General features: G+C 34.4%; 27 protein-coding genes and 1 CRISPR repeat array. Of the genes, 19 read left to right on the top strand and 8 right to left on the bottom strand.

The window, feature by feature from the left end:
* Positions 1-8: 8 nt before the first annotated feature.
* The 15 genes from HHX25_RS05430 to HHX25_RS05360 all read left to right on the top strand — a co-directional run bounded on the left by HHX25_RS05430 (position 9) and on the right by HHX25_RS05360 (position 11,880).
* A complete protein-coding gene (locus tag HHX25_RS05430; RefSeq protein ID WP_169671003.1) occupies positions 9-1,034 on the top strand; it encodes a cytochrome-c peroxidase in 1,026 nt (341 codons plus the stop codon).
* A 535-nt stretch (positions 1,035-1,569) separates the two neighbouring features.
* Complete coding sequence (locus tag HHX25_RS05425) at positions 1,570-1,899, top strand: HesB/IscA family protein (protein WP_169671001.1); 330 nt, start codon at positions 1,570-1,572, stop codon at positions 1,897-1,899.
* Between the two features lie 32 nt (positions 1,900-1,931).
* The gene (locus tag HHX25_RS05420; RefSeq protein WP_169670999.1) at positions 1,932-2,327 is read left to right on the top strand and encodes a four helix bundle protein; all 396 of its coding nucleotides are present in this window, start codon (positions 1,932-1,934) and stop codon (positions 2,325-2,327) included.
* A gap of 34 nt (positions 2,328-2,361) precedes the next feature.
* Positions 2,362-3,810, top strand: a complete 1,449-nt coding sequence (sufB, locus tag HHX25_RS05415) for a Fe-S cluster assembly protein SufB (protein ID WP_169670997.1) — start codon at positions 2,362-2,364, stop codon at positions 3,808-3,810.
* 50 nt (positions 3,811-3,860) lie between these two features.
* Positions 3,861-4,277 carry a hypothetical protein gene (locus tag HHX25_RS05410; RefSeq protein ID WP_169670995.1) on the top strand — a complete coding sequence of 139 codons (417 nt, stop codon included), beginning with the start codon at positions 3,861-3,863 and terminating at the stop codon, positions 4,275-4,277.
* Positions 4,278-4,286: 9 nt separating this feature from the next.
* On the top strand, positions 4,287-5,039 hold the full coding sequence (gene sufC / locus HHX25_RS05405; protein ID WP_169670993.1) for a Fe-S cluster assembly ATPase SufC: 753 nt from the start codon (positions 4,287-4,289) through the stop codon (positions 5,037-5,039).
* 85 nt (positions 5,040-5,124) lie between these two features.
* On the top strand, positions 5,125-6,438 hold the full coding sequence (gene sufD / locus HHX25_RS05400) for a Fe-S cluster assembly protein SufD (protein ID WP_169670991.1): 1,314 nt from the start codon (positions 5,125-5,127) through the stop codon (positions 6,436-6,438).
* A gap of 60 nt (positions 6,439-6,498) precedes the next feature.
* The gene (locus HHX25_RS05395) at positions 6,499-7,713 is read left to right on the top strand and encodes an aminotransferase class V-fold PLP-dependent enzyme (RefSeq protein WP_169670989.1); all 1,215 of its coding nucleotides are present in this window, start codon (positions 6,499-6,501) and stop codon (positions 7,711-7,713) included.
* A 44-nt stretch (positions 7,714-7,757) separates the two neighbouring features.
* Positions 7,758-8,186, top strand: a complete 429-nt coding sequence (locus tag HHX25_RS05390) for a hypothetical protein (protein ID WP_169670987.1) — start codon at positions 7,758-7,760, stop codon at positions 8,184-8,186.
* 38 nt (positions 8,187-8,224) lie between these two features.
* Entirely contained in the window at positions 8,225-8,647 is a 423-nt protein-coding gene (locus tag HHX25_RS05385) for a SufE family protein (protein ID WP_169670985.1), read from the top strand.
* Between the two features lie 72 nt (positions 8,648-8,719).
* Positions 8,720-9,046 carry an SUF system Fe-S cluster assembly protein gene (locus tag HHX25_RS05380; RefSeq protein WP_102756453.1) on the top strand — a complete coding sequence of 109 codons (327 nt, stop codon included), beginning with the start codon at positions 8,720-8,722 and terminating at the stop codon, positions 9,044-9,046.
* A 27-nt stretch (positions 9,047-9,073) separates the two neighbouring features.
* Positions 9,074-9,406 (top strand): cupin domain-containing protein, encoded by a 333-nt coding sequence (locus HHX25_RS05375; protein ID WP_169670983.1) that lies wholly within the window; start codon positions 9,074-9,076, stop codon positions 9,404-9,406.
* Positions 9,407-9,478: 72 nt separating this feature from the next.
* Positions 9,479-9,985, top strand: a complete 507-nt coding sequence (locus tag HHX25_RS05370) for a DUF2480 family protein (RefSeq protein WP_169670981.1) — start codon at positions 9,479-9,481, stop codon at positions 9,983-9,985.
* A gap of 139 nt (positions 9,986-10,124) precedes the next feature.
* Positions 10,125-11,054: a DUF3078 domain-containing protein gene (locus HHX25_RS05365; RefSeq protein WP_169670979.1), complete on the top strand. Its 930-nt coding sequence runs from the start codon at positions 10,125-10,127 to the stop codon at positions 11,052-11,054.
* A gap of 424 nt (positions 11,055-11,478) precedes the next feature.
* Positions 11,479-11,880: an Hpt domain-containing protein gene (locus HHX25_RS05360; RefSeq protein ID WP_169670977.1), complete on the top strand. Its 402-nt coding sequence runs from the start codon at positions 11,479-11,481 to the stop codon at positions 11,878-11,880.
* Here the strand turns inward: HHX25_RS05360 and hflX are convergent.
* The gene (gene hflX / locus HHX25_RS05355; RefSeq protein WP_169670975.1) at positions 11,859-13,079 is read right to left on the bottom strand and encodes a GTPase HflX; all 1,221 of its coding nucleotides are present in this window, start codon (positions 13,077-13,079) and stop codon (positions 11,859-11,861) included. The two genes, HHX25_RS05360 and hflX, sit on opposite strands and share 22 nt — an antisense overlap.
* 62 nt (positions 13,080-13,141) lie before the next feature.
* Between hflX and HHX25_RS05350 the strand changes: the two genes are divergently transcribed.
* The gene (locus HHX25_RS05350) at positions 13,142-14,110 is read left to right on the top strand and encodes an endonuclease/exonuclease/phosphatase family protein (RefSeq protein WP_169670973.1); all 969 of its coding nucleotides are present in this window, start codon (positions 13,142-13,144) and stop codon (positions 14,108-14,110) included.
* 248 nt (positions 14,111-14,358) lie between these two features.
* On the opposite strand, the gene HHX25_RS05345 is transcribed toward HHX25_RS05350, so the two are convergent.
* The gene (locus HHX25_RS05345) at positions 14,359-14,736 is read right to left on the bottom strand and encodes a hypothetical protein (protein ID WP_169670971.1); all 378 of its coding nucleotides are present in this window, start codon (positions 14,734-14,736) and stop codon (positions 14,359-14,361) included.
* Between the two features lie 257 nt (positions 14,737-14,993).
* Between HHX25_RS05345 and HHX25_RS05340 the strand changes: the two genes are divergently transcribed.
* The 3 genes from HHX25_RS05340 to cas2 all read left to right on the top strand — a co-directional run bounded on the left by HHX25_RS05340 (position 14,994) and on the right by cas2 (position 17,222).
* Positions 14,994-15,905 carry a tetratricopeptide repeat protein gene (locus HHX25_RS05340; RefSeq protein ID WP_169670969.1) on the top strand — a complete coding sequence of 304 codons (912 nt, stop codon included), beginning with the start codon at positions 14,994-14,996 and terminating at the stop codon, positions 15,903-15,905.
* Between the two features lie 112 nt (positions 15,906-16,017).
* Positions 16,018-16,902, top strand: coding sequence for a type II CRISPR-associated endonuclease Cas1 (gene cas1 / locus HHX25_RS05335; protein ID WP_169670967.1), 885 nt, complete (start codon positions 16,018-16,020; stop codon positions 16,900-16,902).
* A complete protein-coding gene (gene cas2 / locus HHX25_RS05330; RefSeq protein ID WP_169670964.1) occupies positions 16,893-17,222 on the top strand; it encodes a CRISPR-associated endonuclease Cas2 in 330 nt (109 codons plus the stop codon). The genes cas1 and cas2 overlap by 10 nt, the downstream gene beginning before the upstream one ends.
* A 106-nt stretch (positions 17,223-17,328) precedes the next feature.
* Positions 17,329-19,078: direct repeats of the CRISPR family, unit length 36 nt; unit sequence AATATCGTGTTTCCTAATCTTTAATCAAACTACAAC.
* A gap of 86 nt (positions 19,079-19,164) precedes the next feature.
* On the opposite strand, the gene cas9 is transcribed toward cas2, so the two are convergent.
* The 6 genes from cas9 to HHX25_RS05305 all read right to left on the bottom strand — a co-directional run bounded on the left by cas9 (position 19,165) and on the right by HHX25_RS05305 (position 26,382).
* On the bottom strand, positions 19,165-22,551 hold the full coding sequence (gene cas9 / locus HHX25_RS05325) for a type II CRISPR RNA-guided endonuclease Cas9 (RefSeq protein WP_169670962.1): 3,387 nt from the start codon (positions 22,549-22,551) through the stop codon (positions 19,165-19,167).
* Between the two features lie 654 nt (positions 22,552-23,205).
* Positions 23,206-23,640: a hypothetical protein gene (locus HHX25_RS05320; RefSeq protein ID WP_169670959.1), complete on the bottom strand. Its 435-nt coding sequence runs from the start codon at positions 23,638-23,640 to the stop codon at positions 23,206-23,208.
* Positions 23,641-23,733: 93 nt separating this feature from the next.
* Complete coding sequence (locus tag HHX25_RS05315; RefSeq protein WP_169670957.1) at positions 23,734-24,306, bottom strand: hypothetical protein; 573 nt, start codon at positions 24,304-24,306, stop codon at positions 23,734-23,736.
* Positions 24,307-24,553: 247 nt separating this feature from the next.
* Positions 24,554-24,703 (bottom strand): hypothetical protein, encoded by a 150-nt coding sequence (locus tag HHX25_RS21535; protein WP_394352856.1) that lies wholly within the window; start codon positions 24,701-24,703, stop codon positions 24,554-24,556.
* Positions 24,704-24,884: 181 nt separating this feature from the next.
* Complete coding sequence (locus HHX25_RS05310) at positions 24,885-25,136, bottom strand: helix-turn-helix domain-containing protein (RefSeq protein WP_169670955.1); 252 nt, start codon at positions 25,134-25,136, stop codon at positions 24,885-24,887.
* A 250-nt stretch (positions 25,137-25,386) separates the two neighbouring features.
* The gene (locus tag HHX25_RS05305; protein WP_169670953.1) at positions 25,387-26,382 is read right to left on the bottom strand and encodes an IS110 family RNA-guided transposase; all 996 of its coding nucleotides are present in this window, start codon (positions 26,380-26,382) and stop codon (positions 25,387-25,389) included.
* Between the last annotated feature and the right edge of the window lie 273 nt (positions 26,383-26,655).

Raw genomic sequence — 26,655 nt, 5'->3', positions numbered from 1 at the left:
CATATTATATGTTACTCTTTTTCATTTGCGCATCATGCTCCGATGAAAGTGTAGATAAATATGTTCCTACGCCAAGTCCATTACAAATTCCGCAGCTTTTTCAAAACAACCTACTAGCACCTGTTATTCCTACAGACAACCCACAAACTGTAGAAGGCATAGCTTTAGGTGAAAAATTATTCTTCGACCCTATATTATCGGTAAACAACACCCAGGCATGCGTAGACTGCCATGCTCCAGGAAATGCATTTACAGATACCAATCAGTTTAGTGATGGTGTTGATGGTTTTTTTGGTAGCCGTAACGCCATGCCTTTATTTAATTTAGCGTGGAATTACGATGAAAAATTCTTTTGGGACGGCCGGGTATTTAGTTTAGAACACCAAGCATTCCAACCAGTAACAGATCCCTTAGAAATGCACAATACTTGGACGCAAGTAGAGCAAAAATTACAGCAGCATTCTGAATACCCTAATTTATTCGAACAGGCATTTGGAACTTCAACCATAGATTCCGTTTTAGTCACTAAAGCAATTGCCCAATTTGAACGCACGCTAATTTCTTCTAATTCAAAATTCGATAAGCATCTTTTGGGAGAAGCGACCTTGACGCCCGAAGAACTTAATGGTTTTAATATTTTTATGGATGAAACCAAGGGGGATTGTTTTCATTGTCATGGCAGTGATAAAAACCCTTTGTGGACAGATAATATTTTTCACAACAACGGACTAGATGCTACGATTACTGATTTGGGATTAGGAGAAGTAACTGGTGATCCTGCTGACAATGGAAAATTCAAAACCCCTTCATTAAGAAACCTGGCATTCACGGCACCTTATATGCATGATGGCAGGTTTACAACACTTGATGAAGTTATTAATCATTACAGTGAAGGTTTACAGAACTCGCTAACCATCGATCCTTTAATGAAAAAAGTGGCACAAGGTGGTGTACAGCTTTCTTCTCAAGACAAAGCAGACTTAAAAGCTTTCTTACTTGCCCTTTCGGACTACCATTTTATCGATAAAAACTGATTTTAAGACAAAAAACACTATAAAATTCAATGTTTTTCGTCAAAAAAATAGAATTTTTCTTTCATTTTTGTATGATTTTACTTAAATTAATGTTCTGAAAATTACTAGGACTATGAAAACTAATGTAACTTCTACTCTTTTCTGCACTACTTTCGGACATAATTATTTTCGTCTTAATGAATCAAATTTAAATACTCCAGAATTAATTTGTAAGTGCTGTAAAAACTATTTCAGATTTGATATGGAAGGAAATATTGTAAAGGTAAAACAACGCCTGAAAAAAAACATTTTCTCTATTACAAAAACGAAAAAAATAGTTTAACCTAATTATTAACTTTTTTAAAACCTGAAACAAAATAAAGAGCTTAATTATAGGCTCTTTATTTTTGCATAAAAAAAACCTATAAACCCATATGCTAATATAATGTTAGGTTATATGGTAATCCATGACTTATATTGTATATTTGTACCCTATTTAGAAACTGTCTTAATAAAATAACTGTTAATTCATTTCTAGATTTAATTAAAAGATACTATGATAAAAGTTTCTGATACAGCTAAAAAGAAAGTCATTGAACTCATGACCGACGACGGCTTTGACCCTTCAACAGATTACATCCGAGTAGGCGTTAAAAGTGGAGGTTGTTCTGGTCTATCTTACGATTTAAAGTTTGACAAAGAAAATCAAGAAGATGATAAAGTATTTGAAGATAACGATGTAAAAATCATTGTTGACAAAAAAAGCTTTTTATACCTTATTGGTACAACACTTGAATATTCTGGAGGATTAAACGGAACTGGTTTCATATTTAACAATCCCAATGCTAACCGTACTTGCGGCTGCGGCGAATCATTTTCACTTTAAAGCTCAAAGTTTAAGATTTTTAATTCAAAGTTATGGCAACGGTAAAACAGTTTGAAGATTTAGAAATTTGGAAATTATCTCGAACTCTTTGTGATGACATCAACAAAATTGCAAATAACACCCAATTAAGGAAGGATTACAAGCTTTATAATCAAATAGATGGATCTTCTGGTTCGGTCATGGATAATATTGCTGAAGGATTTGAAAGAAATGGCAATAAAGAATTTATTCAATTTCTATCAATCTCTAAAGCCTCATGTGGAGAAACAAGATCGCAATTGTATAGAGTATTAGATAGAAATTATATTAGCAAAGAAGTTTTTAATAAACTATACGATCAAACCATTACATTAGGAAAAATGATCGGCGGATTTATAAACTACTTAAAGAAAAGCGATTTAAAGGGAAGCAAATACCATCTGGGTTAGCCTAACTTTGAATCTTTAACATTAAACTCGAAATATGAGTAAGTATACAGAAGACGATTTAAGGGAAGAGCTAAAAACCAAAGAATACGAATATGGTTTTTATACTGACATAGAATCAGATACCTTTCCTAATGGCTTAAATGAAGATATAGTGCGTGCGATTTCCCAAAAGAAAGAAGAGCCGCAATGGATGACCGATTGGAGATTGGAAGCATTTCGTGTTTGGAAAGAAATGACTGAGCCAGAATGGGCAAACGTCCATTATGAAAAGCCAGATTTTCAAGGTATTTCATATTATTCTGCACCAAATAGCAAGCCTAAATATGATAGTTTAGACGAAGTAGACCCTGAATTACTGGCAACTTTCGAAAAACTAGGTATCTCTTTAGATGAGCAAAAAAAACTTGCAGGTGTCGCCATGGATGTTGTTGTGGATTCTGTTTCGGTAGCCACTACTTTCAAAGAAACCTTAGCCGAAAAAGGCATCATATTTATGAGTATTTCTGAAGCCATAAAAGAGCATCCAGAATTAGTCAAAAAATATATTGGAACCGTGGTTCCTCAAAAAGACAATTTTTACGCTGCCCTAAACAGTGCCGTGTTTAGCGATGGCTCTTTCTGTTACATTCCAAAAGGAGTCAAATGCCCTATGGAATTATCGACTTATTTTAGAATCAACCAAGCTGGGACAGGCCAATTTGAAAGAACATTGGTTATTGCAGACGAAGGCAGCTACGTTAGTTACCTAGAAGGCTGTACAGCGCCAAGTAGAGACGAAAATCAGTTGCACGCGGCCGTGGTAGAACTTATTGCTTTAGATGATGCCGAGATTAAATATTCAACCGTACAAAACTGGTATCCTGGAAATGCAGAAGGCAAGGGAGGTGTTTACAACTTTGTAACCAAGCGTGGTTTATGCGAAAAAAATGCAAAAATCTCCTGGACACAGGTTGAAACAGGTTCTGCCGTTACCTGGAAATATCCATCATGCGTATTAAAAGGCGACAATTCTGTTGGAGAGTTTTACTCCATAGCAGTAACAAATAATTACCAGCAAGCAGATACAGGAACCAAAATGATTCATTTGGGAAAAAATACCAAATCGACTATCATTTCAAAGGGAATTTCAGCAGGTAAATCTCAAAACAGTTATCGCGGTTTAGTTCAAATAAACTCAAGAGCCGAAAACGCCCGTAACTTTTCACAATGTGATAGTTTATTGATGGGAAATGAATGTGGCGCCCACACCTTTCCCTACATAGAAGCAAAAAATAAATCAGCTAAAATAGAACATGAAGCAACCACCAGTAAAATTGGTGAAGATCAAATTTTCTATTGCAACCAACGTGGTATAGATACAGAAAAAGCCATTGCATTAATTGTAAATGGGTTTAGCAAAGAAGTCTTAAACAAACTCCCTATGGAGTTTGCTGTAGAAGCTCAAAAGTTATTAGAAATAAGTTTAGAAGGAAGTGTTGGATAATTGTCATTCCTGCAAAGGCAGGAATCTCATCACCAAAACTAAAATTTAAAATGAAAAAAACATTTTTTATTGCAATAATTCTAACAGTTTTTTTAAGCTGTAAAAAAGAAACAAAATCTGAACCCGCAAAGGATGTTAAAGTAGACACCCCCGAAAGAACCGCCAAACAAAATGACAGTTTAACAGTTTTAAAAGGGGATTTTGTTTATTATGATGGCGCAGCGGTATTACAAACACATGAAAACATTTATGGTGTTTTAATTACCGATAAGATGCATGAGCTAAACAAAAAAGCCAAAGCTTTTAAAACCGAACCTACAGATATGGTTTCTGTAGAAATTAGAGGGCGAATCACAAATCAAAAAGATGAAAAAATACTTTGGGAAAATAAGGTTGAAATCGTTGAGATTATAGAAGTAAAGGCACCAAAGGAAGAAACTAATAATATTGTAAAACTAGGAAACTAAATAAAACGTATGCTAAAAATTGATAATTTACACGCAAGTGTTGAAGATAAAAGCATTTTACAAGGTATAAACCTTGAAGTAAAAGCGGGTGAAGTACATGCTATTATGGGACCAAATGGTTCTGGAAAAAGTACATTAGCTTCAGTTATTGCAGGAAAAGAAGAATATGAAGTCACCAAGGGCAATATCGAATTCAACGGTGAAGATATTGATGAATTAGCAGCCGAAGAGCGTGCGCACAAAGGTGTCTTCTTATCATTTCAATATCCAGTAGAAATTCCTGGCGTTTCTGTTACTAACTTCATGAAAACAGCTATTAACGAAACCAGAAAAGCACAAGGGTTAGAAGATATGCCTGCAAAAGACATGCTTAAGCTAATTCGTGAAAAGTCCGAGCTTTTGGAAATCGATAGAAAATTTTTATCGCGGTCATTAAATGAAGGGTTTTCTGGAGGAGAAAAAAAACGTAATGAGATTTTTCAAATGGCTATGTTAGAGCCTAAACTGGCAATCTTAGACGAAACCGATTCTGGTCTTGATATAGATGCCCTGCGTATTGTTGCCAATGGTGTGAACAAACTTAAAAGCAAAGACAACGCCGTTGTTGTTATTACACATTATCAACGTTTATTAGACTATATCGTTCCCGATTTTGTACACGTATTATACAATGGAAAGATTGTAAAATCTGGAACAAAAGAACTGGCTCATGAGCTAGAGGAAAAAGGTTACGATTGGATTAAAGAAGAAGTGAACGCCTAGTAGTACAGTATTCTGTGAGTAGTTAGCAACAAAAAATGGACACTACATACTGCTCACTGAACACTAAGAACTGAACACCGAGACAATGGATTTAAAAGAAAAATTATTATCATCCTTTTTAGTATTTGAAAATCAAGTGGACATAGACACCTATGTACACGATGTAAGAAATGATGCTATTAAAATATTTGAAGAAAAAGGCTTTCCAACAAAAAAAGAAGAGGCCTGGAAATATACCTCTTTAAACAAAATACTAAAAGAAGATTATAGCGTATTCCCTCAACAGGAAAATGCTATTGAATATAAAGACATTAAAAAATATTTTATTCACGATATAGATACTTACAAGATTGTATTTATCGATGGTAAATATTCATCCCATTTATCGCAAACCACTCATGACGGCATGGATGTTTGCTTAATGTCTGCAGCTCTTTCTAAACCCAAATACCGCATTTTAATTGAAAATTATTTCAATAAAGCAGCAACTAAGGATAGCCTGTCATCGCTAAACACAGCGTTTTCGAGTGAAGGTGCCTATATTCATATTCCTAAAAATAAAATGGTTGAAAAACCAATTCAGATCGTACATTTTTCAACAGGGAATGAGTCTGCAACTATGCTACAACCGCGAAATTTAATTGTAGTAGATGAAAACTCACATGTTCAAATTATAGAACGACACCAAAGTTTAAACAATAACCCCGTACTTACAAATAGCGTTACAGAAGTTTTTACAAACAAACGTGCCATCGTAGATTATTATAAAATTCAGAACGACAGTTCAAACGCTTCGTTAATAGATAATACCTTCATAAAACAAAGAAAAGAAAGTGTTGCTTCTGTACATACTTTTGCTTTTGGCGGCAAATTAACACGTAACAATCTTAATTTCTTTCAAGAAGGAGAACGCATTGACTCCATCTTAAAAGGGGTTACAATTATTGGTGAAAAACAACATGTAGATCACAACACCTTAGTACACCATATAGAACCTAACTGTGAAAGCCACCAAGACTACAAGGGTATTTTTGCAGACAGTTCGACAGGTGTTTTTAATGGAAAGGTTATTGTGGAAAAAGAAGCCCAAAAAACCAATGCATTTCAGGCCAACAATAATATTTTAGTAAGCGATAAAGCAACTATAAACACAAAACCGCAGCTCGAAATTTTTGCAGACGATGTAAAATGTTCACATGGATGTACCATCGGGCAATTGGATGAAAGTGCTATGTTTTATATGCGTTCGCGTGGTATCCCAGAAAAGGAAGCCAAAGCACTTTTAATGTATGCCTTTAGTAATAATGTATTAAGTTCGGTTAAAATTCCCGAAATGAAACAACGCATTACCAAGATTATTGCAAATAAATTAGGTGTTGATATTGGATTCGACCTATAGTTTCCTGCGAAGACAGGAATCTCATTAATTGAGGACTAAAAATATTAATTATTTGAAACCATGTTCAACGTACAAGATATAAGAAAAGATTTCCCCATTCTTTCGCGTAAAGTTAATGGTAAGCCCTTGGCGTATTTTGACAATGCAGCTACATCACAAACACCCCAACAAGTTATTGATGCCATTGTAGATTATTACGCTAACTACAATGCTAATATCCACCGTGGTGTGCATACGTTAAGTCAAGAAGCAACAGATTTGTACGAGCAAGCACGTCAAAAAATACAAGCACATTTTAATGCTAAGTTTTCACATGAAATTATATTAACATCGGGAGCGACACATAGTATTAACCTCGTAGCAAATGGCTTTTCCTCACTATTAAAAAAAGGCGATGACATTATCGTTTCGGCATTAGAACACCACAGTAATATTGTGCCATGGCAAATGCTTTGCGAGCGTACCGGAGCCAATCTTAAAGTCATTCCAATGAATGAAGACGGAGAATTGGTAATGAGTGTCTTTGATAACTTACTATCTAAAAATACGAAACTTGTTTTTCTAAACCACATATCGAATGCCTTAGGAACCATAAACCCTATTGAATATGTTATAGAAAAAGCGCATCAGGTTGGCTCAGCCGTTTTAGTTGATGGTGCACAAGCCTGTCCACATATAAAACCAGATGTTCAAGCTTTAGACGTCGATTTTTATGTAGCTTCTGCCCATAAAATGTGCGGGCCAACAGGTGTAGGCATGCTTTACGGAAAAGAAGCATGGCTTAATAAATTGCCTCCATATCAAGGTGGCGGCGAAATGATTGCCGAAGTAACATTTGAAAAAACCACCTATGCCGATTTGCCACACAAATTTGAAGCTGGCACACCCAACATTGCAGGAGGCATTGTTTTTGGAGCAGCTATCGATTACATGAACAATATAGGGTTTGATGCCATAGCAGCTTATGAGAAGGAGTTGCTAGATTATGCCACACAAAAGTTACTAGCCATTGATGGTTTAAAAATATACGGAACCTCAAAAAACAAAACATCGGTAATCTCTTTTAACTTAGAAAACATTCACCCTTACGATGTCGGCACTATTTTAGATAAGCTAGGAATTGCTGTTCGTACTGGACACCATTGTGCACAGCCTATCATGGATTATTATGGCATCCCAGGAACCATTCGTGCCTCATTGGCATTTTATAACACCAAAGAAGAGATTGACACCTTAGTTGAAGGGGTTAAAAAAGCGAAAATGATGCTTTCTTAAAATAAGGCTTCGTTTTTGTAACATTTTTATAAAAATTAAGCTTTATGAAATTCCTTTTTATATTATTATCCTTTGTATTGGCTGATAATAGCTGCTCGGAATCCAACATAAATCAAAATACCCTGTTAATTGAATATTCGGCTCGATCAAGAGGCATCTATAAGAATATTAAAATCAATAAAAAAACCATTTCCATTATAAACAAAAGAGAAGCTGCTGTATTTACTAAACCATGCAGCAAAGCACATTGGGACAGCCTCCTAAAAGTTCTTAAGCCCATAGATGTTAAAAATATATCGCATCTAAAAGCCCCTTCCCAAAATCGGTTTTTTGATGGGGCTGCCATAGCAAGATTAAAAATTGTTTATAATGGCAACACTTACGAAACGCAAGCTTTCGATCATGGAAATCCACCAGAAGAAATAGCCGCACTTGTTAAAGAAATCTTATCTATTTCAGAAAACATTGAATAGGAAGTTTTCTTGTTGTATTTTTGTATAAAATTGTTACTGTGACTATTGAAGACATACAAAACGAAATTATAGACGAGTTCTCAATGTTTGACGATTGGGAAGAACGTTACCAATATATGATCGATTTAGGTAAAGAGCTGCCTTTAATCGACGAGCAATATAAAACGGAAAACAACATTATAAAAGGTTGTCAAAGTAAAGTTTGGGTACATGCAGAAATGACGGACGATAAAATAGCTTTTACTGCAGATAGCGATGCCATTATCACTAAGGGTATTATTGCTATTTTAATACGGGCTTTTTCAAATCAACACCCAAAAGATATTATTGATGCAGACACTAGTTTTATAGATAAAATTGGTTTAAAAGAACATTTGTCCCCCACAAGGGCCAATGGTTTAGTAAGCATGGTAAAGCAGTTAAAAATGTACGCCATAGCATATCAAACACAGCTAAATTAGTTGATTTGTTGAATCGTATAATCGTAAAATCGATTAAACAATTAAACAGGTAAACGATTAAACATTAAAAATATGAGTGAAACAACAATAGATACAAATGCATTAGGCGAAAAAATAGTAAACGTTTTAAAAACTATTTACGACCCAGAGATTCCCGTTGATATTTACGAATTGGGGTTAATTTATGACGTATTTGTTAATGAAGATTACGATGTAAAAATCTTAATGACCCTAACAACTCCCAATTGTCCAGTAGCAGAAACCTTACCTTTAGAAGTTGAAGAAAAGGTAAAATCTTTAAACGATGTGAAAAGCGCAGAAGTTGAAATAACCTTCGACCCTCCCTGGACACAAGAACTTATGAGTGAAGAAGCCAAATTGGAATTGGGAATGCTATAATACTTTTGTGAATTTTATAATATCATTTTGAGCGAGATCACAAAACATAATGAAGCCTTTGAAACACTAACCCCGACTTTAAAAAGAAAGGTGGTACATTTAAATGGTTTAATGGTTACGGTTATTAAGTTTTCCAATGGACCGATGAAACAACCAGATCCGCCACATAAACATCCACATGAGCAGATATCTTATGTAGCATCTGGAAGTTTAAAATTATTTATTGAAGATCGAGAATATCTCTTAAATGAAGGCGATACTTTTAAAGTGGCTTCTAACCTCAATCATTGTGTGCAAACCCTTACCGAAAATGTTACATTAATTGATAGTTTTGCTCCCATAAGAGAAGACTTTCTATAAATTATTTTTATAGCAAGCTTAGCACAAAAAGAAAATTACAAAAACCTTTAATTTATATAAGCCTAAATAATAATGCCAGACGAAATTATAAATCGCGTAGCAAACAGTAATTTAATGACTATAGATCTTGAGGACTTTTACCCTGAAGGCAAGCGTGTTGTATTAGATATTAAAGAATGGTTGTTTGAAGGTTTTGTACTGCGTGAAAAAGATTTTAGGCAGCAAGTTTCAGAATTTAATTGGGCACAATATCAAGACAGCTATGTTGCCTTAACCTGTAGTAGCGATGCTATTATTCCTGGGTGGGCATATATGCTACTTAGTATACATTTAGAGCCCTATGCGAAAACGATTGTTATTGGCGATTTAGAAACGCTGGAAACTTCCATATATCAAGACATTATAAATCAGTTAGATATTACCCAATTTAAAAACAAGCCCATTATTATAAAAGGCTGCTCTAAAAAGCCCGTTCCACAAAATGCTTATATCATGCTTACCAATAAACTAAAGTCTTTTGCAAAGTCTATTATGTATGGCGAAGCGTGTTCTTCTGTGCCACTATACAAAAACAAATAATCTTATCTTGTGACCCACATCGTATATGTAGTGTCTAATTAACTATTAATTCAAATTTTAACATACTTAAAAATGAAACTGGTATGATTTAAAATAATCATTGAAGGTTGCATGTCACAATTAAAAAACCAATAAACATATGAAAAAACTATCATTACTACTTACCTTTTTTGTTGGAATCACTTCCATGTACGCACAAGAAACTTTGGAAGAATTAAAAGCAGCTCAAGGTCCTAAAAAAGATTCTATAGCAGCCATTCAAGGGCGTGTTGATGCTATTCAGGCAAAAATTGATGCCTTACCAGGTTGGAAAAAAGGTGCCTTTGGTACTATTGGAGGTAGTATTTCCAGCTTTAAAAACTGGTATGCTCAAGGAACCCCTAATAATAATTCGGGAAACATTGGTTTTACCGTAAATGCCTTTGCTAATTTAACCAAAGAAAAATTCTTTTGGAGAAATAGTGCCAATATAAACCTCTCCTGGGTAAAACTGGATGATAAAGACGACCCGACAGATAGCGATGCTTTTCAAGAAGCTACAGATGTTTTTAATATCACTTCTTTATACGGACATAAACTAAGCGATAAATTTGCCCTTTCTGGATTAGGCGAATACAGAACTACTATTTTAAGCAACTTTAACAATCCTGGCTACTTAGATTTAGGTGTTGGTGTTACCTGGACGCCAATAAAAGACCTTGTAGTAGTTATACATCCTGGAAACTACAACTTTGTTTTTAGTAAAGAAGACACCGTTTTTGAATCGTCGTTGGGAGCAAAAATACTGGTTGACTATACCAGACAAATTAAAGCTGTTAGTTTTAAAACTAATCTTTCTATGTTTCAAAGTTACGAAAGCTCGAATTTATCAAACTGGACCTGGACCAATTCTTTCGGATATACTTTATGGAAAATGATCGGGGTAGGTTTCGATTTTGGCCTACGAAGCAACAAGCAAGAAGCACTTAATTATGCCTTGGCCCAAACGCCTCCTACAGCCACTTCTTTTGAAGATGTTGACAACGACCTGCAAAGCTATTGGATGTTTGGACTAAACTACAAGTTTTAAAAAGAATCGATAAAATAAAACATATAGAAAAAGATAAGGGTGTCTAAAAAGTATGTTCAATGTCATATTGAGCTTGTCGAAATATTTTTAAAATACTGATACTCAATGTTGGTTTCGACAGGTTGAATGCTGAGCGTAGTCGAAGTGCTCAACCTGACAAATCAAATTACAAAGACTTTTTAGACACCCTCATTTTTTTGTCTTAGACATTTTAAAAACGGTACTTCTTTTATTAAAAAATACAATAAAATCTTACTTACAAAAACTAACTAAAAAGAGAAACCCCAAAGCTTCTTTAATTATTTTCCTACATATTCGATAGACAAACAGTGTTTTATCCTACTTTTCTTGTTTCATTTATTAAAAATTCGTACGTTTCTGATCAAAGCGAAAGAAAAATCGAAATAATAAAGTCTGAAAAATCATGATTGAATCTAATTATCGATATATAAATTTGGAGCTATTAAGAGAAAATACTTTTGATGATGCTTCCATTATGATGGAAATAATGGAGCTATTTCTTGAAATTATAGATGAATATGCAGAGGCACTAACATCTCAAGTACCTGCCAAAAAATGGGAGTCCCTGTTTCAAGCCACGCATAAAATAAAGCCGAACATAAACATGTTTGGGGTTTCAAAATTAAAATCGAACATACTTCAATTGGAATCTAACTTTAAAAACGAACAAAATTTAGAAACTACTGTGCTACTCGTTAGTGACTGTTTAACAATTCTTAAAGAAGTAAAAAGAGAAATCCAAACCGAACTTAGAGCGATAGATAATAATATTTCAAACACAAATCAAGTATCCATATCCTCGTAATTGTAATCTGGATACAAAAAATGATTGTAGGGGAAACGTGTTATATGAATGTCTCGTACTTCATCGTAAACCCGTTTTTTAAAGTCCTCTAAATTACTTTTATTAATTGCAGAAATAAACAAGGCATTATTACCTACTTTGCTCATCCAGGTACTTTTCCATTCTTCTAGAGAATAGTGTTTTTTTGTGCGTTCGGTTTCCAGGTCGTCTTCCTCTATAGGCTCTGCTTCGTAGGCATCTATTTTATTAAATACCATAATGGTAGGCTTATCGCTACTTTTTATTTCGCCTAAAATTTTATTAACAGATTCAATATGTTCTTCAAAATTAGGATGCGAGATATCAACTACATGCAATAACAAATCGGCTTCTCTTACCTCATCTAAAGTACTTTTAAAACTGTCTACCAATTGAGTAGGCAACTTTCTTATAAACCCTACCGTATCACTTAATAAAAATGGCAGGTTTTGAATCACAACTTTTCTAACCGTCGTGTCTAATGTAGCAAACAGTTTGTTTTCGGCAAAAACAGCACTTTTACTAACCACATTCATTAAGGTCGATTTACCTACATTGGTATAGCCAACCAATGCCACACGTACCATTTTACCACGATTACCGCGTTGTACCGCCATTTGCTTGTCAATGGTTTTTATACGAGCCTTTAGCAAAGCAATTTTATCGCGCACAATACGCCTATCTGTTTCTATTTCGGTTTCCCCGGGACCACGCATGCCTATCCCCCCTTTTTGGCGCTCAAGGTGTGTCCACATACCCCTTAATCGTGGCAGCAAATATTCGCACTGCGCCAACTCCACTTGGGTTCGGGCGTAACTGGTTTGCGCACGTTGCGCAAAAATATCGAGGATTAAATTGGTTCTATCCAACACCTTAACATTAAGTATTTTACTAATATTACGCTCCTGAGCAGCAGACAGCTCATCATCAAAAATAGCCGTGCCAACATCGTTTTCCTCTATAAATTGGCGCACATCTTCCATCTTGCCACTCCCAATAAATGTTTTAGGGTTTGGCATCTCCATTTTTTGGGTAAAGCGCTTTACAGCATACCCTCCGGCAGTAAAAGTTAAGAACTCCAGCTCATCTAGATATTCTTTAGATTTTACCTCATCCTGATCTTTAGTAACAATACCTATTAAAACAGCTTTTTCTAAAGCGATTTCTTTCTTTTCTATCATGTTGCAAAGTTAAACATTTACAGGTATTATTATTTTTATATTTTTAAGCCTATTTTTGATTTATGACAGACCTTTACGATGATATCCCCGTGCGCCACGATTTGCAAACCGTAGCATTTTATAATCTCGAAAACCTATTCGATATTACAGACGACAAGCATACTAACGACAATGACTTTCTCCCTAATTCGGTTAAAAATTGGACCCCCAAACGTTATGAGAACAAACTTAAAAAGTTAGGTTTTGCCATTTCGCACATAGGGCGTCACGAAACAGGTAAACATGCTGCTATTGTTGGATTGGCAGAGGTTGAAAATGCTTCTGTTATTGAAGACCTAATTACAACAGAACATTTAAAAGATTGTCATTACGACTATGTGCACTACGACTCTTTGGACGAACGCGGCATCGATGTGGCCTTGTTATACGACACGACTGCCTTTAAAGTGAGCACTTCTGAGACCTTTACCATCCAACTGTTCGATGAAGACGGATCTCCAGATTATACGCGAGACATCTTATTGGTTTCCGGTTTGCTTGATGGCGAAGAGGTTCATGTGATAGTAAACCACTGGTCGTCCAGACGTGAAGGCGAAAAAGAAAGCGAACACAAACGCATTGCCTCGTCTGATAAAGTTGGAGAGATTACCACCATGTTACGAGACGAAGACCCCGAAGCAAAAATTATTGTTATTGGCGATTTTAACGACGATCCTTCCAGCCATAGTATTAAACGACTGGTAGAAGATTTCAATTTGTACAACCCCATGGAAACTTTGCGATCTTATAACCGGGGCACAACCAAGCACAACAGACAATGGAACTTATTCGATCAAATTCTGTTTTCAACAAACTTTTTTAAAAGTACAAGCGATCAATTTGAGTTTAGCACCGCCAATATATTCGACGAAGATTTTTTAAAACTCTATAAAGGGCGGTATAAAGGCTCGCCATTTAGAACCTATGTAGGCAAGAAATACAAAGGAGGCTATAGCGACCATTTTCCAGTGTATGCTATTTTTAAGAAATGATTTTCATCTTATTTTTTAAAAGAACCTGGATCGCTTTGCTGCCAGAACAAAGAAAAAAGACTGATTTGTAGTTAAATCTGAAACATTCTAACTCATATTAAATACCTGCGTGTTTAAAAAACCAAACATGAATAAAAAAGCATTAAAAATCCCATTTTTACTAAAATATAATTGAAACGGGTTCCTCCTTTAAACAAAGGGAGGGCAATTTCGATACCATCGAAATTAGGAGGGTTAGTGCGTAATAACTAAACCGCCTGATACAAAACATAGGCCAATCCTAAAACAGCAACAGGCAAAAACCAGAGTAACCAAATGTTATAATGCTCTACTTTCTTTTTATTCATTTTTGCATGAATCGTCATCCGTTTTTTACCCGTGTATTGCATCCAATTTTTAAAATATAAAAATACCGAGACCAAAACAAATAAGGTCCATGCTTTGGCAGACGACATGGTAACCATATGCATCTGTTTAAAAAACCCAGCAAAGAAAACACCCAAAAGCAATAGCAGGGCAACTTGTAAAAACGTTACATAAACAATGGCAATGCTATTGGCCCTTTGTTTGTACTTGGGTTTGTAACGTGAGAATATATTATAGAATAAAATATCGAATAGATTCATTGTTGGTGTTCTATATGAAATTCAAAACTACGGTAAAAATTAATACGAATAGATTTATCGTATTTCTAATGGCAGCGTTCTTCTTTATAATAGATAAAACAATCCTTTTTAACAAAACATTTTTGTCATATAATAAGACGTAAAGGGTTTATTGCCTAACTATTAGCATTTACGGATTTCCGTACCCTATTGATATTCAATATGTTTACATTACAATCATATTATACAACGTATCATAAATTTCAAGACTATTCCAGATGAAAAAATTTTCAACCCTAATGCTATTTTTACTGGTTTATTCTGGGTTTACTCAAGAAGTAAAAAGAGAATCCCATCAAATAATAGAACCAAGAAGTATTTATTTAAATGGTGGTATGCGCTCTAATTTTGGAGGCAAATCCAGAACTTATTTAAAAATTGATCTGCCACCAAATACGGTACAGTGGTATTATAGTTTTTCTACATCAAAAGGAAAAAGCGGCGTTAAAAACCTCAACTTAGCATTACAGGTTTCTAGTTTATTTTCGGGTTCGGGCGCAATAACATCAACTGCCTTGTCTTCAATTAAAGTACCTTCAGGTTCAGGCTCTATAGACGTGTACTTATGTGATCGTGAAAATATTGATCTTTTTTATGATAAAGCAGACCGAAAAGGAAGTACTTTTTATCATATAATGGAAGGCACTGTAGAAAACACCAAGCAAGCAGTCGTTCAAATTAACGATGTTAAAACCAATACCTGGTATCTGGGACTAAAGAACCCCAGCTCGTTAGATGGTATTAATATATCTATTGAAGTCGTAGCCATAACCGAAAAAGTCATAATAGAAACAAAATCTCAAGAACAGGAAAAAGCAGAACTATACGGCAATCTTGGGTGGGCTCAATTTGAAAATGGCAATTACCTAAAATGCATTGCATATTGCGACAAAGCAAATGCAGCATATAAATTGGGCTGGGTAAACGCGAACAAGGGGCTTGCCCAGCTTATTATTGGGCAGGAAGATATGGCTACAGAAACGTATATAAATGCGATTAGCTTAATTAAAAAGCAACCAAACCCAGATTATATATTTAAAGAAGTCGTAAAAGATATTGACAATGCCTTAAAAGTCAATCCAGAATTAAAAGGCGCCCAAGAAATTAAAAAAATTATTGGGTGGCAATAGTTAAAAAGCCACCAGCCCAATGAGTCTAAACATTAAATGTCGTTTTAGTTTAAAACCATTAACCGCCTTTTAATCAAGTTAATTTGTGTGTGATTAATAATTCCAATTAACAATGATAAAAAAGACTTTACTATTTGCCAATAAATGTGCTATCACAACGAAACATGCGCAATTGGTTGTTAAATCTGAAACAAGAAACACGACCATACCTATAGAAGATATTGGGTTTGTAGTAATCGATAACCCAGAAATATACATAAGCATCACCACTTTAAACCTACTTATTGCAAATAATGCATCGGTAATTATCTGTAATAAAACACACTTGCCCAATGGCATGTTTTTAAATTTAAACAGCCATCATATCCAACAGGAGATATTTAAGCAACAAGTAGAAGCTAGCCTTCCGTTAAAAAAGCAACTATGGCAGCAAACCATTGTTGAAAAGATTAAAAACCAAGGCATCTTATTAAAAAGAGTGACCAAAAAAAGCAATACATTCGATTTTTTGGCCAGCAAGGTATTAAGTGGCGACACTACCAATATGGAAGCCGTAGCAGCTAATTTTTACTGGAAATCTTTTTTTGAAATAGATTTTAAAAGGGAACGTTTTGGCAACTACCCCAACAACTTCTTAAACTATGGGTATGCCATTTTAAGGGCTGCCACGGCCAGGGCTTTATCGGGCAGTGGCCTGTTAAACACTTTGGGTATTCACCACAAAAGCAAGTACAATGCATTTGCATTGGCAGACGATATTATGGAACCCTTTAGGCCTATTATAGACGAAGCCGTTTTTACCATAATACAGCATTACGACGAGCAAGAATTAAATACAGAAATAAAATCGATACTGCTAGAAACCCTAACAAGAACCGTTTATTTTAAAGAAGAAAAAAGCCCGTTAATGGTAGCCCTCCAAAAAACGGCCAGCTCGTTACAACAATGCTATTGTGGAAAAAGAAAAAAGATCAAGTATCCCAAACTATGGAACTAAATGGCTATAGGATTATGTGGTTATTTGTATTTTTCGATTTACCAACAGAAACTGCCAAAGACAGAAAAAATGCTGCCGGTTTTAGAAAAAACATCCTTAAAGACGGTTTTACCATGATGCAGTACTCTGTATACATAAGGCATTGTGCCAGTAGCGAAAGTGCCGATGTACACGAAAAACGCATTAAAAGGCTGCTCCCTCCCTTAGGTAAAGTAAGTGTACTTAGAATAACCGATAAACAATTTGGCAATATCATGAATTTTTGGGGCAAAATAGAAGTCCCCAAAGAACCGCCACCAACCCAACTGGAACTTTTTTAAAATAAAAAAAATGCCTCAATCTTGCCTTATTACTACAAAAAAGAAGCATTTTTTAAAACGATATTTTTGTTTAACAACATGATTACCAGAAGGCAACAAGCCAACTAATATCGTGTTTCCTAATCTTTAATCAAACTACAACATTTTATGTTTCAAATAGTATTGTCTCATGAATATCGTGTTTCCTAATCTTTAATCAAACTACAACCAGACTTCTGCCACGTCTGCCGAGCCGACCAATATCGTGTTTCCTAATCTTTAATCAAACTACAACCGTGAGAGATTGTTGCCTGCAGGAGTTCTTAATATCGTGTTTCCTAATCTTTAATCAAACTACAACCGTTCGCTCTTTTATCGGGTCTGGGATAAAAATATCGTGTTTCCTAATCTTTAATCAAACTACAACATGTTTAAGTGATGGGTGGGTTTGTCTTCCAATATCGTGTTTCCTAATCTTTAATCAAACTACAACCCATCAAAAACAACATGCGGCGTAGCTGCTAATATCGTGTTTCCTAATCTTTAATCAAACTACAACAACAACGGTTACTTTTTGCTCAGGAGAATCAATATCGTGTTTCCTAATCTTTAATCAAACTACAACAGATAAGACCAACAACCCTTCAGACCCAGAAATATCGTGTTTCCTAATCTTTAATCAAACTACAACAGGCTTAACTATAGAGTCAAAAGCAACCGCAATATCGTGTTTCCTAATCTTTAATCAAACTACAACTCTTTTAAATTTACTTAGGCTTATTAATTAATATCGTGTTTCCTAATCTTTAATCAAACTACAACGAGGCGGTTTTTCGGGTTTTCTTTCCTCGCAATATCGTGTTTCCTAATCTTTAATCAAACTACAACCAGCTAAATGAAAGCGTTCTTGATTTTACTAATATCGTGTTTCCTAATCTTTAATCAAACTACAACCTGTTCTTTTTTAATAGCAACTTTAACAAAAATATCGTGTTTCCTAATCTTTAATCAAACTACAACAGCAGATCTAAAAGACCATCCCGCTAAAAAAATATCGTGTTTCCTAATCTTTAATCAAACTACAACAGTGCAATATGATTTATACACAGGTGTATGAATATCGTGTTTCCTAATCTTTAATCAAACTACAACCTCCCTAGCTTTTTAAATGAAAAATCCTATAATATCGTGTTTCCTAATCTTTAATCAAACTACAACCGCTAGGAACTAGACCCAAAGATATAGATTAATATCGTGTTTCCTAATCTTTAATCAAACTACAACGGTAGAGCTTTAGGAAAAGAGGGCGTAAATAATATCGTGTTTCCTAATCTTTAATCAAACTACAACCCGCCAATACTGCTCCCTTGCAGGCTTTTAAATATCGTGTTTCCTAATCTTTAATCAAACTACAACTATAGGGCTCAATCCGCTAAGGAAGAGCTTAATATCGTGTTTCCTAATCTTTAATCAAACTACAACGAAAGATGGAAATTTACCATCTGAGGCGTTAATATCGTGTTTCCTAATCTTTAATCAAACTACAACACGACGTGACGGCAGCGCTAGGCTGCCTTTAATATCGTGTTTCCTAATCTTTAATCAAACTACAACAGGTCTTTGTTATCTGTAAAACATAAATCCAATATCGTGTTTCCTAATCTTTAATCAAACTACAACGGTAGAACAATATCAAATGAATTTATAAGAAATATCGTGTTTCCTAATCTTTAATCAAACTACAACAAGGACAAGTTTCAAGCTTTTAAATTGTAAATATCGTGTTTCCTAATCTTTAATCAAACTACAACCATATCTATTTGCAGATCGTTGTTCACATCAATATCGTGTTTCCTAATCTTTAATCAAACTACAACGCGGCTGGATACTGCATAAATACTTCCCAAAATATCGTGTTTCCTAATCTTTATGTCAAAAGAACTTAATATTACTAAATATTAATTTAAATTTTCCTTATTTTTCCAGAAACTAAAACTTTAACTTTTATAGGGTTAAACGTCAACCAACCCGTTTTCCCTTCTCCATGGCTTTGTATTCTAATGTAATACGGAGAGTAATTTTCTTGTATTGTCGCTTCGCTATTTAATCTGAATTCATAAAATTTTGACGATAGTTTCTGTACCCTGTACAAATGCTCTCTTAAAACCTTATGGTTTGGATTATCCCAATCAATTTCATCTTCGTCCAGCCCCAATAAAAACATATCATTGATATGTAAAGTAGTTACTATCTCTTTACCTCCAAAGGGCAATTGATAAATTGAAGCCCCTTGTTTTTTTCTTTCAACAACTGTCCAAAAAGTAACCACATCTTCTTTAAGGTTGCCATCTTCGTCTTTATAAATTAAGACATGGTGGTTATTTCTGGGGTTTACCCATTTGTTTACATGGTTTTTTAGTTGTTCTGCCCCGCTAAAGTTTTCCTTCATTCTTATTTTTAAAACAGGTACTGGATCGCCGTTTCTATTTGGTAAAAATATTTGTGGCTGCTTCACACCATGCTTATCAACAATAAAAAAGGTACTTACCGGAATTTTTCCTTTTTCAAAACCTCCTAGCTGTTGGATGCGCTTTAATATTAGTAACCTAATCGTTTTGTCTACAACTTTATCTATATGTTTGGCAGAGGTTAAACTGTCGATTGGTTTACGCACATGAAAGGCTTCATCGCTAAATGGTGCATTACGCTTTCCAAAAACAGTTTCCTTGTGCAATTGTCCTCTGGCGGCAACACCTTTATTTTTATATCTCTTTCCGTTCTTTTCTGTTATATGTGTTCTAACAGTAATATCATTTTTTACACATTTGTGGGACACCAAAATATTATCAACTACTTTTTCAGCATCGTACCTAAAAGTTCCCCAAGGCATTGGAAAATCTTTTAATTCGGGTTTTCGGTTGTACCTGTTCCATTTAGACAACTCTTGTACATAAGAAGCTTTCGTACAAGCCATTACTAACGCATCAATGGCATGGTGGCGATGGTCTTCCCGAGATTTAGAATTTTCGGTATTTAAAACATGGTTTAAGCCCCACTTTTGGCGTAGTTTGGCCGTTAGCTGCCCAGGCGACACTGTAACCTTGTTGCATATTTTAGAAAGATAGTTTTTGGCTTCTTTACTAATATATCTGGTGTCGTTTAGCTGTCGTGAGGTAAAATCATCATCAAAATTTCGTTGAACAAACCTTTTGAATTTTTGATAGGCATTTGGATATTCCTTCGTGTCTGAAAATAATTTTAAAGCACGTTCTTTAATGGCCGCCCAATTACTCTCGTCCCCGCCATAAAACTCAAACGGGGTCTTATCTCCTTTTCTTCTATTTTCATCTGCCCAACACAGGGTTTTATTTATAAAACTGTCGTTTAACGACCTACTCCAGGGGTGAATATGTTCTATTTGCACTTCTCCAGAAAACAAATCTATTACAGATATGGCCTTTCCTGTATAAGGGCAGGTTTTTTTACATTCTTCCCAGAGTTTAAATTTTAAAAGATTTTCATGTGTTATACGGGCATACTTTTCTACTTCGCTTTTAATTCTATCATTTTCGCGCTCTAGCCGTTTTTGATTTCTTCTAATCTGGTTGCGTTTAGACTTGGACGATTTTAAATCGCGAGCCATCTCTACTTTTATTTCGTCAATCGCTCCATAATCACCAATCAACTCATTAACCAGCTTTCTCAACTCAAACAGGGCCGTTATTACAATTGGGTTTTTAATGGATTGAATCTCTTTATCGGCCTCTTTGCCCAAGGGTAATTTTTTTAACAGCTGTTGTTTACTTATAGTAGCCGAATGGTGATAAAGTTTCTTTAATTGTTTATCGCTAAAACCAAAGTCTTTTTTTAGTTGTTTTTTTATAACATCAATATAGCCACCTTCTATTTTAGAATGTACAATGTCCTCTACATTATCAATTAATTCTAACTGTTTTTTATTGTTTTCTAAAGAATCATTCTGCCATTTGCTGCCAAAAGTATTTTTTATACCTCCCATGGCAACGGCCACATCATAGGCATAACCCTGTTGTAAAAACGGTAAAATATTAGAAATGGCTTTTCTGCTTAAACTTGCATAACCGTCTTTTACATTAAATTTAGAAATGGCTTCGGCCTGTACCTCGTTAAAATCCCAATTTTTAATGGCATAGGCCTTTAGGTTGGATTTACTATCAAAAAAGTACAGTACATGCCAAATATCGTCCTGTTCTTTTTGCGTGAGATCGAACCATTTTTTACCAAAGTATTTTTTATGAGATAAATTGGAAATGGTATGGGTACCAACTATTTTATCGTCGTCTTTATAATTAAACTTATATGCAGCATTTTCTTTGCCAATTACTTTTCGTATTCTTTTAAAGGTAGGCTTCTCTATAGAAAACAGGAAGTGTGCAATTTTCTGCTTTTCCTCCTGGTTTATTTTAGTACCATTACACTCTACTGTATTTACCCATTGCCAAACTCTAAATTGCTCAAAAACAATAGCACTTAGTGGGCATTTGGTTTTTGTCGGCTCGAAAGGGCAATAACCTACCAGATGTTTTTGGGAACGTAGGGGGCGTTGGTGAAATAAAATACCATCCTCTTTGTAACCATCTAATTTTCTGCCCCCAAAAAGTGTTTTCAGTTCATCATTTAAAATATCATGATGTGGCGCTTGTCGTGCCCAAATTAATTCGAATTCGTCCACGTACATTTTTCGCGTCGTATACCTATTTCTTATACGCTCTAAACCACTTTGAAAAGGTTGGTTCTCCTTTGGATAAATTTCAAAAAAGTACGAACCCAGTGTTTTTTCTTTAATACGTGCTGCCGTTTCTGTAATCCCTGTTTTTCCCTCCTTGGCATTACCTTTAAAAATAGCGCCATCGTCTGCACCGCCTTTTCTGCTGTTGCTTAAAAACCCCCGGCGCTGGATTAAATGATAAAAGATTCTTCCTATTTCTTCTAAAGACAATTTTTCATGCAATGCCTTTTGTCTTAAATCATACGGATTTAAAGCAAACCATGGTGCCAGCTTTTTAGAAGGAAACTGTTTGGTTTTTTTCCATGTCTCAAAATCTTGATCATGCAACGGGCACATATTATAGTTAGAAAGTGCCTTTAACAATTTTTTCTTTCTTAAACGTCTTCTAAAAAACTGTCTTCTTACGCCTCTGGCACCTGTTCTACTTGCATTTTTGGACATTTCATTGTCGCCATCTCCTAAATTATCAACACCCATTGGAAAAATTCTACTACCAATACCAAGTATTTTATTTTGACTGTCGTCAATTATCGCCCAACCAATACTATTAGTTCCTAAATCCAGTCCTAAAACTTTTGCCATAATTCCACGTATTTTTTAAATTTTAAAAGTACAAAAAACAATAAATATTTTTCTTACGGAAAACCGTACGTTGTATGAAAATTGCTTTAGTAGATTTGCATTTGTAAAAATTTTATTCTAATCTTTAATCTTATTACAAAAAGGCTTATATGCCGTAGATGAAAATCTTTAGTCCTGCCTCGGTGGGACTTTTTTATTTCACAGTTTTAATAAAATTTAATCCTAAAATTTTTATTATTTCAACAAATATAATAAATAATGCGCTGAGTAGAGTATTTTTTATATATTTGTAACAACTCAAAGTGGCATGTTATACAATATACTGCGCTGAGTAGTTGTAATTTGATAAAAAAAACACCTTAGGAGTCTAAAGGTGTTTAATTTTAAACGAGGTAATTTGATTAAAAGGACTGGAAAATATATCCCAGTTGAAAAGAAATTAGTAGTCATTTCATTTGTGACTATCTAAACACTCTCTAAATTACTTAAAGATTTTTAACAAATATAATACATTTCTTATATTTGCATCAGATTAAACATCCTAATCTTTAATCTTATTACAATAAGGCTATATGCCGTAGACGAAAAGTCTTTAGTCCTGCTTCGGTGGGACTTTTTATTTGTTATTAATATTAGATTGGGTAAAGACCTTTATTACTTCTCAACAATTCTATGAACAATAACATAGGCTCCTTTTCGGCTTTGCTGCTCAAAATTACCATCGCAAACATCCCAAAGGCCATTGCGAAACTCGACCTCGAGCGTGGCAACCTTGACGGCTTTATTTATTTTGGAGAGGTGTTTTTCTAAATCTTTGCGGCTAATTTTACTCTTGCAAAACTTTATATAATAATCCTGGTTAGAACGCCTCAGGTAAGCGTCTTTATGTTTGGTAGTCTCGCCGTTTTTTAAAACAAAATCTTTAAAAACTACCAGGGCAGAAATAATATATTTTCCGTTTCCTGTTGCTATATCTTCTGTGATACTTTTTGCTGTGCTTGCTGTTTTTTGGCTTGAGCAAGATGCTACAAAAAGGCACATCATACATACCAATATGTACAAATTATGCTTTTGTTCTGGTTTTTTCATTATTCAAATTATATTACTCATTAAATAAATTGAGGTGTTTATAGCTAAACCGTTTCCTGTTTTTGTTGAGAAAATAATTATCTGCTCATTTTCTTAAATATTGGCATGATAAACCTGAAGCCCAATTTTATAATCTTCAGGTTCTTCGTATCTTATAACCTTTATGGGTTCATTCAGGAAATCGTAATGCAAATGCTTTTTTCCAAACACTTGGTGCCATTTATATGCTTCATCTCCCCAACCATCTTTCTCATAATTAGACCAAAGCGATTCTGAAGCAATTTTTAATTCGTTATCCTTTTCAATTACAAAAAGCATTTGAGACAAAAAATTACTGGCCCTGTTCGAATTATTAGCCGAGCTTGCATAACAAACCCAAAACCTACCAAACTCTTTATGGACATGTTCACTTATTTTGAAAAGCTTTCTTGGGGGCCTAATTTTAGGTGTGTTAAAAAAATCTAGGCCTTTCCTTTTTATTTCCCATACCTTCCTTTTTTCCTCGCGAGGCATAAAACTTATGTGTGGCGCAAGATAAAACGAATTAGCCTTATCTATGTTGGCGTTATAATCTTTAAGTTCCAGTTTCCATTTAAGAATTTCTGTTTCTGCTTCTGTTTTGGCAAAATCTTCAAAAAACTCTTTTACATCTTTAATCTCGTTCATTATTGGGGTTAATCTATTAACAAAAGAATGCGTATACCAAGTATACATATCTCCATAATACTTGCAATATAATAAGTTTAGGCCTAAAAAAAGAGAACTCACCTACTTTTAAAGCTTTCGCTTAAACAATTAAGTTGTTTGGCCAAAAACCACAAAAAAATGGCCTAAAGAGTAGCTCTTAAAACAGTTTGGTAGTTGTTAAAAAAGTATCGTGCTTGTTACAAAGGAGTATTTTTAAAGCTATCCTTTAGCTCTTGGTAGATTTGCCCCATTTCTCAACGGCTATAAAAAAGTCTGATAGTTTTATCTCTCTGGATTCACAAATTTTATAAATTGTAGATAATGAAATTTGATAGTTTTTACCTTTAATTATATCCCTGAGAGACTTTTCTTCCATATAGTGGTTAATTGCAAATTTTCTTTTTGAAAGACGGGATTCTTCTCATAAATGTTTTATATAGCCATATATGTACTCATTGTATTTCATCAATAACAAAATAATAGATTAAGAAACTAAAAGCATAGGCCTTTCTGTTAAGTACTTTACCAAACCTTTTTTGCCTTTTCTATAAAAAACTTCACCCTTTTTCATCCAGTTCAAAATCAAAATCCAACAATTCTTTGGGATGGATACCCAAACCTTTGGATAATTCCAGCAAAGAAGATAATTGAATATTCCTTTTACCTTTTTCAATTTTACTAATATCACTATAATCGATATTGCAACGTGTAGCTAGTTGTCTAAAACTTAAATTTTTAGATTCCCTTATTCTTTTTAAGTTTTTTCCAAATAATATTTTAAAACTGTTCTTATCAGTTCCGTTACTCATCTTAGTGATTTTACAGCAATTTCATAAGTTTTTAATAAATATATGTGGGTATATTTTCCCACTAATAATATTTTTACTACATTTGATTTAGAAATATTAAATTTGCAATTCTTCAAATAGAAAATATTGAGGCAATTGCTTTGAATCTCGAAAAGAAAACTGGTAATTTTTTGCAGCGAGATGATAAGTAAATTAGCTCACGTATTCTATGATTAAAACAAATTTTTACCGATAAATTTATTAGTTTATTTCAAGCAGCATATTTTTTAATATCTACATAAGGGGTTCCTCTTTGTACTACTGCAAAAACTCTGGCCAATAATTTATTTCTTATCACATTTATTGTGCTCCTTCTATTTTTACCTTCTTCGACTTTCTGCTCATAATATAATTTCATTTCAATATTATGTTGGATGGCTGTTTTAGCACACATATCCAGCAAACTCTTTATCTTTTTATTGGCATAGTGGCTTATCCTTGTCCTCTTTCGAATACTACTTCCTGAAGAATATGGAAATGGGGCTATTCCGCAATATGAAGCAAATTTCCGAGCATTCTTAAACTTCGTAAAACCGTTGGTATGAACGATTAAAAACAAAGCAGTTTGAGCACCTATACCTTTAATGCTGGTTATCAGTCTGTAATGCTCTTTTAGTTTAGAGCTACTATCAATGATATTCTTCATTTGACCTTCTATAGCTTTAATCTCAATTGACAAATATCGGATCAATTTCTTATGGGATTGAAAGAAAATCCTGTTTTCAACTCTACAAAACAGCCTCTGGTATTCTCCCAATGAATTTTTATAGCCTGCTCTGTGCTTTACCATTCGGTCACGAAGTGATAGTAGCCGTTTTAATTTATTAATTGCATTAGTAGGCATTTGAAACAGAGTAATTTCATCCCTGAGCCTATATGCATATAAGGCTATTTTAGTGGCATCTATTTTATCGTTCTTACCTCGGACTATTCCCAAAGACTTTTTTATTTCCAGTCCAGAGATCACTGCAAAGGAAATATTGTCTTCGGACAAAAACACGGACAACCCATGTGAATACAGTCCTGTATGTTCAAAAACAAATATCGTTTCCGTGTTTAAATAACGTGTGTTCTTTCTCACCCATTTCAGCATTTTTCCATATCCTTTCAATGTGTTTTCAAAAACGTTGAACGCCTGACTACTATGAATCCTTACATCCAAAGTCAATTTACTAATGTCGATCCCTACCGTTTCTTTAATTTTCATAATTTTATGTTTTAAGTTAATGGTTACATTGACTAAAACCTTTAATAGGTAAACGCTATGATTCTATTTGGTCCTTTGTAACCAGTTTTAAAGAACGGAGACTAATACGTGAGATAGTTCTTGTTTACTAACGGGCGTGCAAGTTCACTCCGTTCTTTTTACTACCCTTAAAATTAATAACAATTTTAAAGGGTAAGAGTCTTCCCCAGACCCCATCTTTTTAACATAATTATAAATCCCTTTTTTAATCTTTAATAAAAACAAATCTAAAGG

It is taken from the genome of Flavivirga algicola, assembly GCF_012910715.1.
Taxonomy (GTDB): domain Bacteria; phylum Bacteroidota; class Bacteroidia; order Flavobacteriales; family Flavobacteriaceae; genus Flavivirga; species Flavivirga algicola.
Note: the sequence above shows the minus strand (reverse complement) of the source record. Positions and strands in the feature narration are given on the sequence as shown.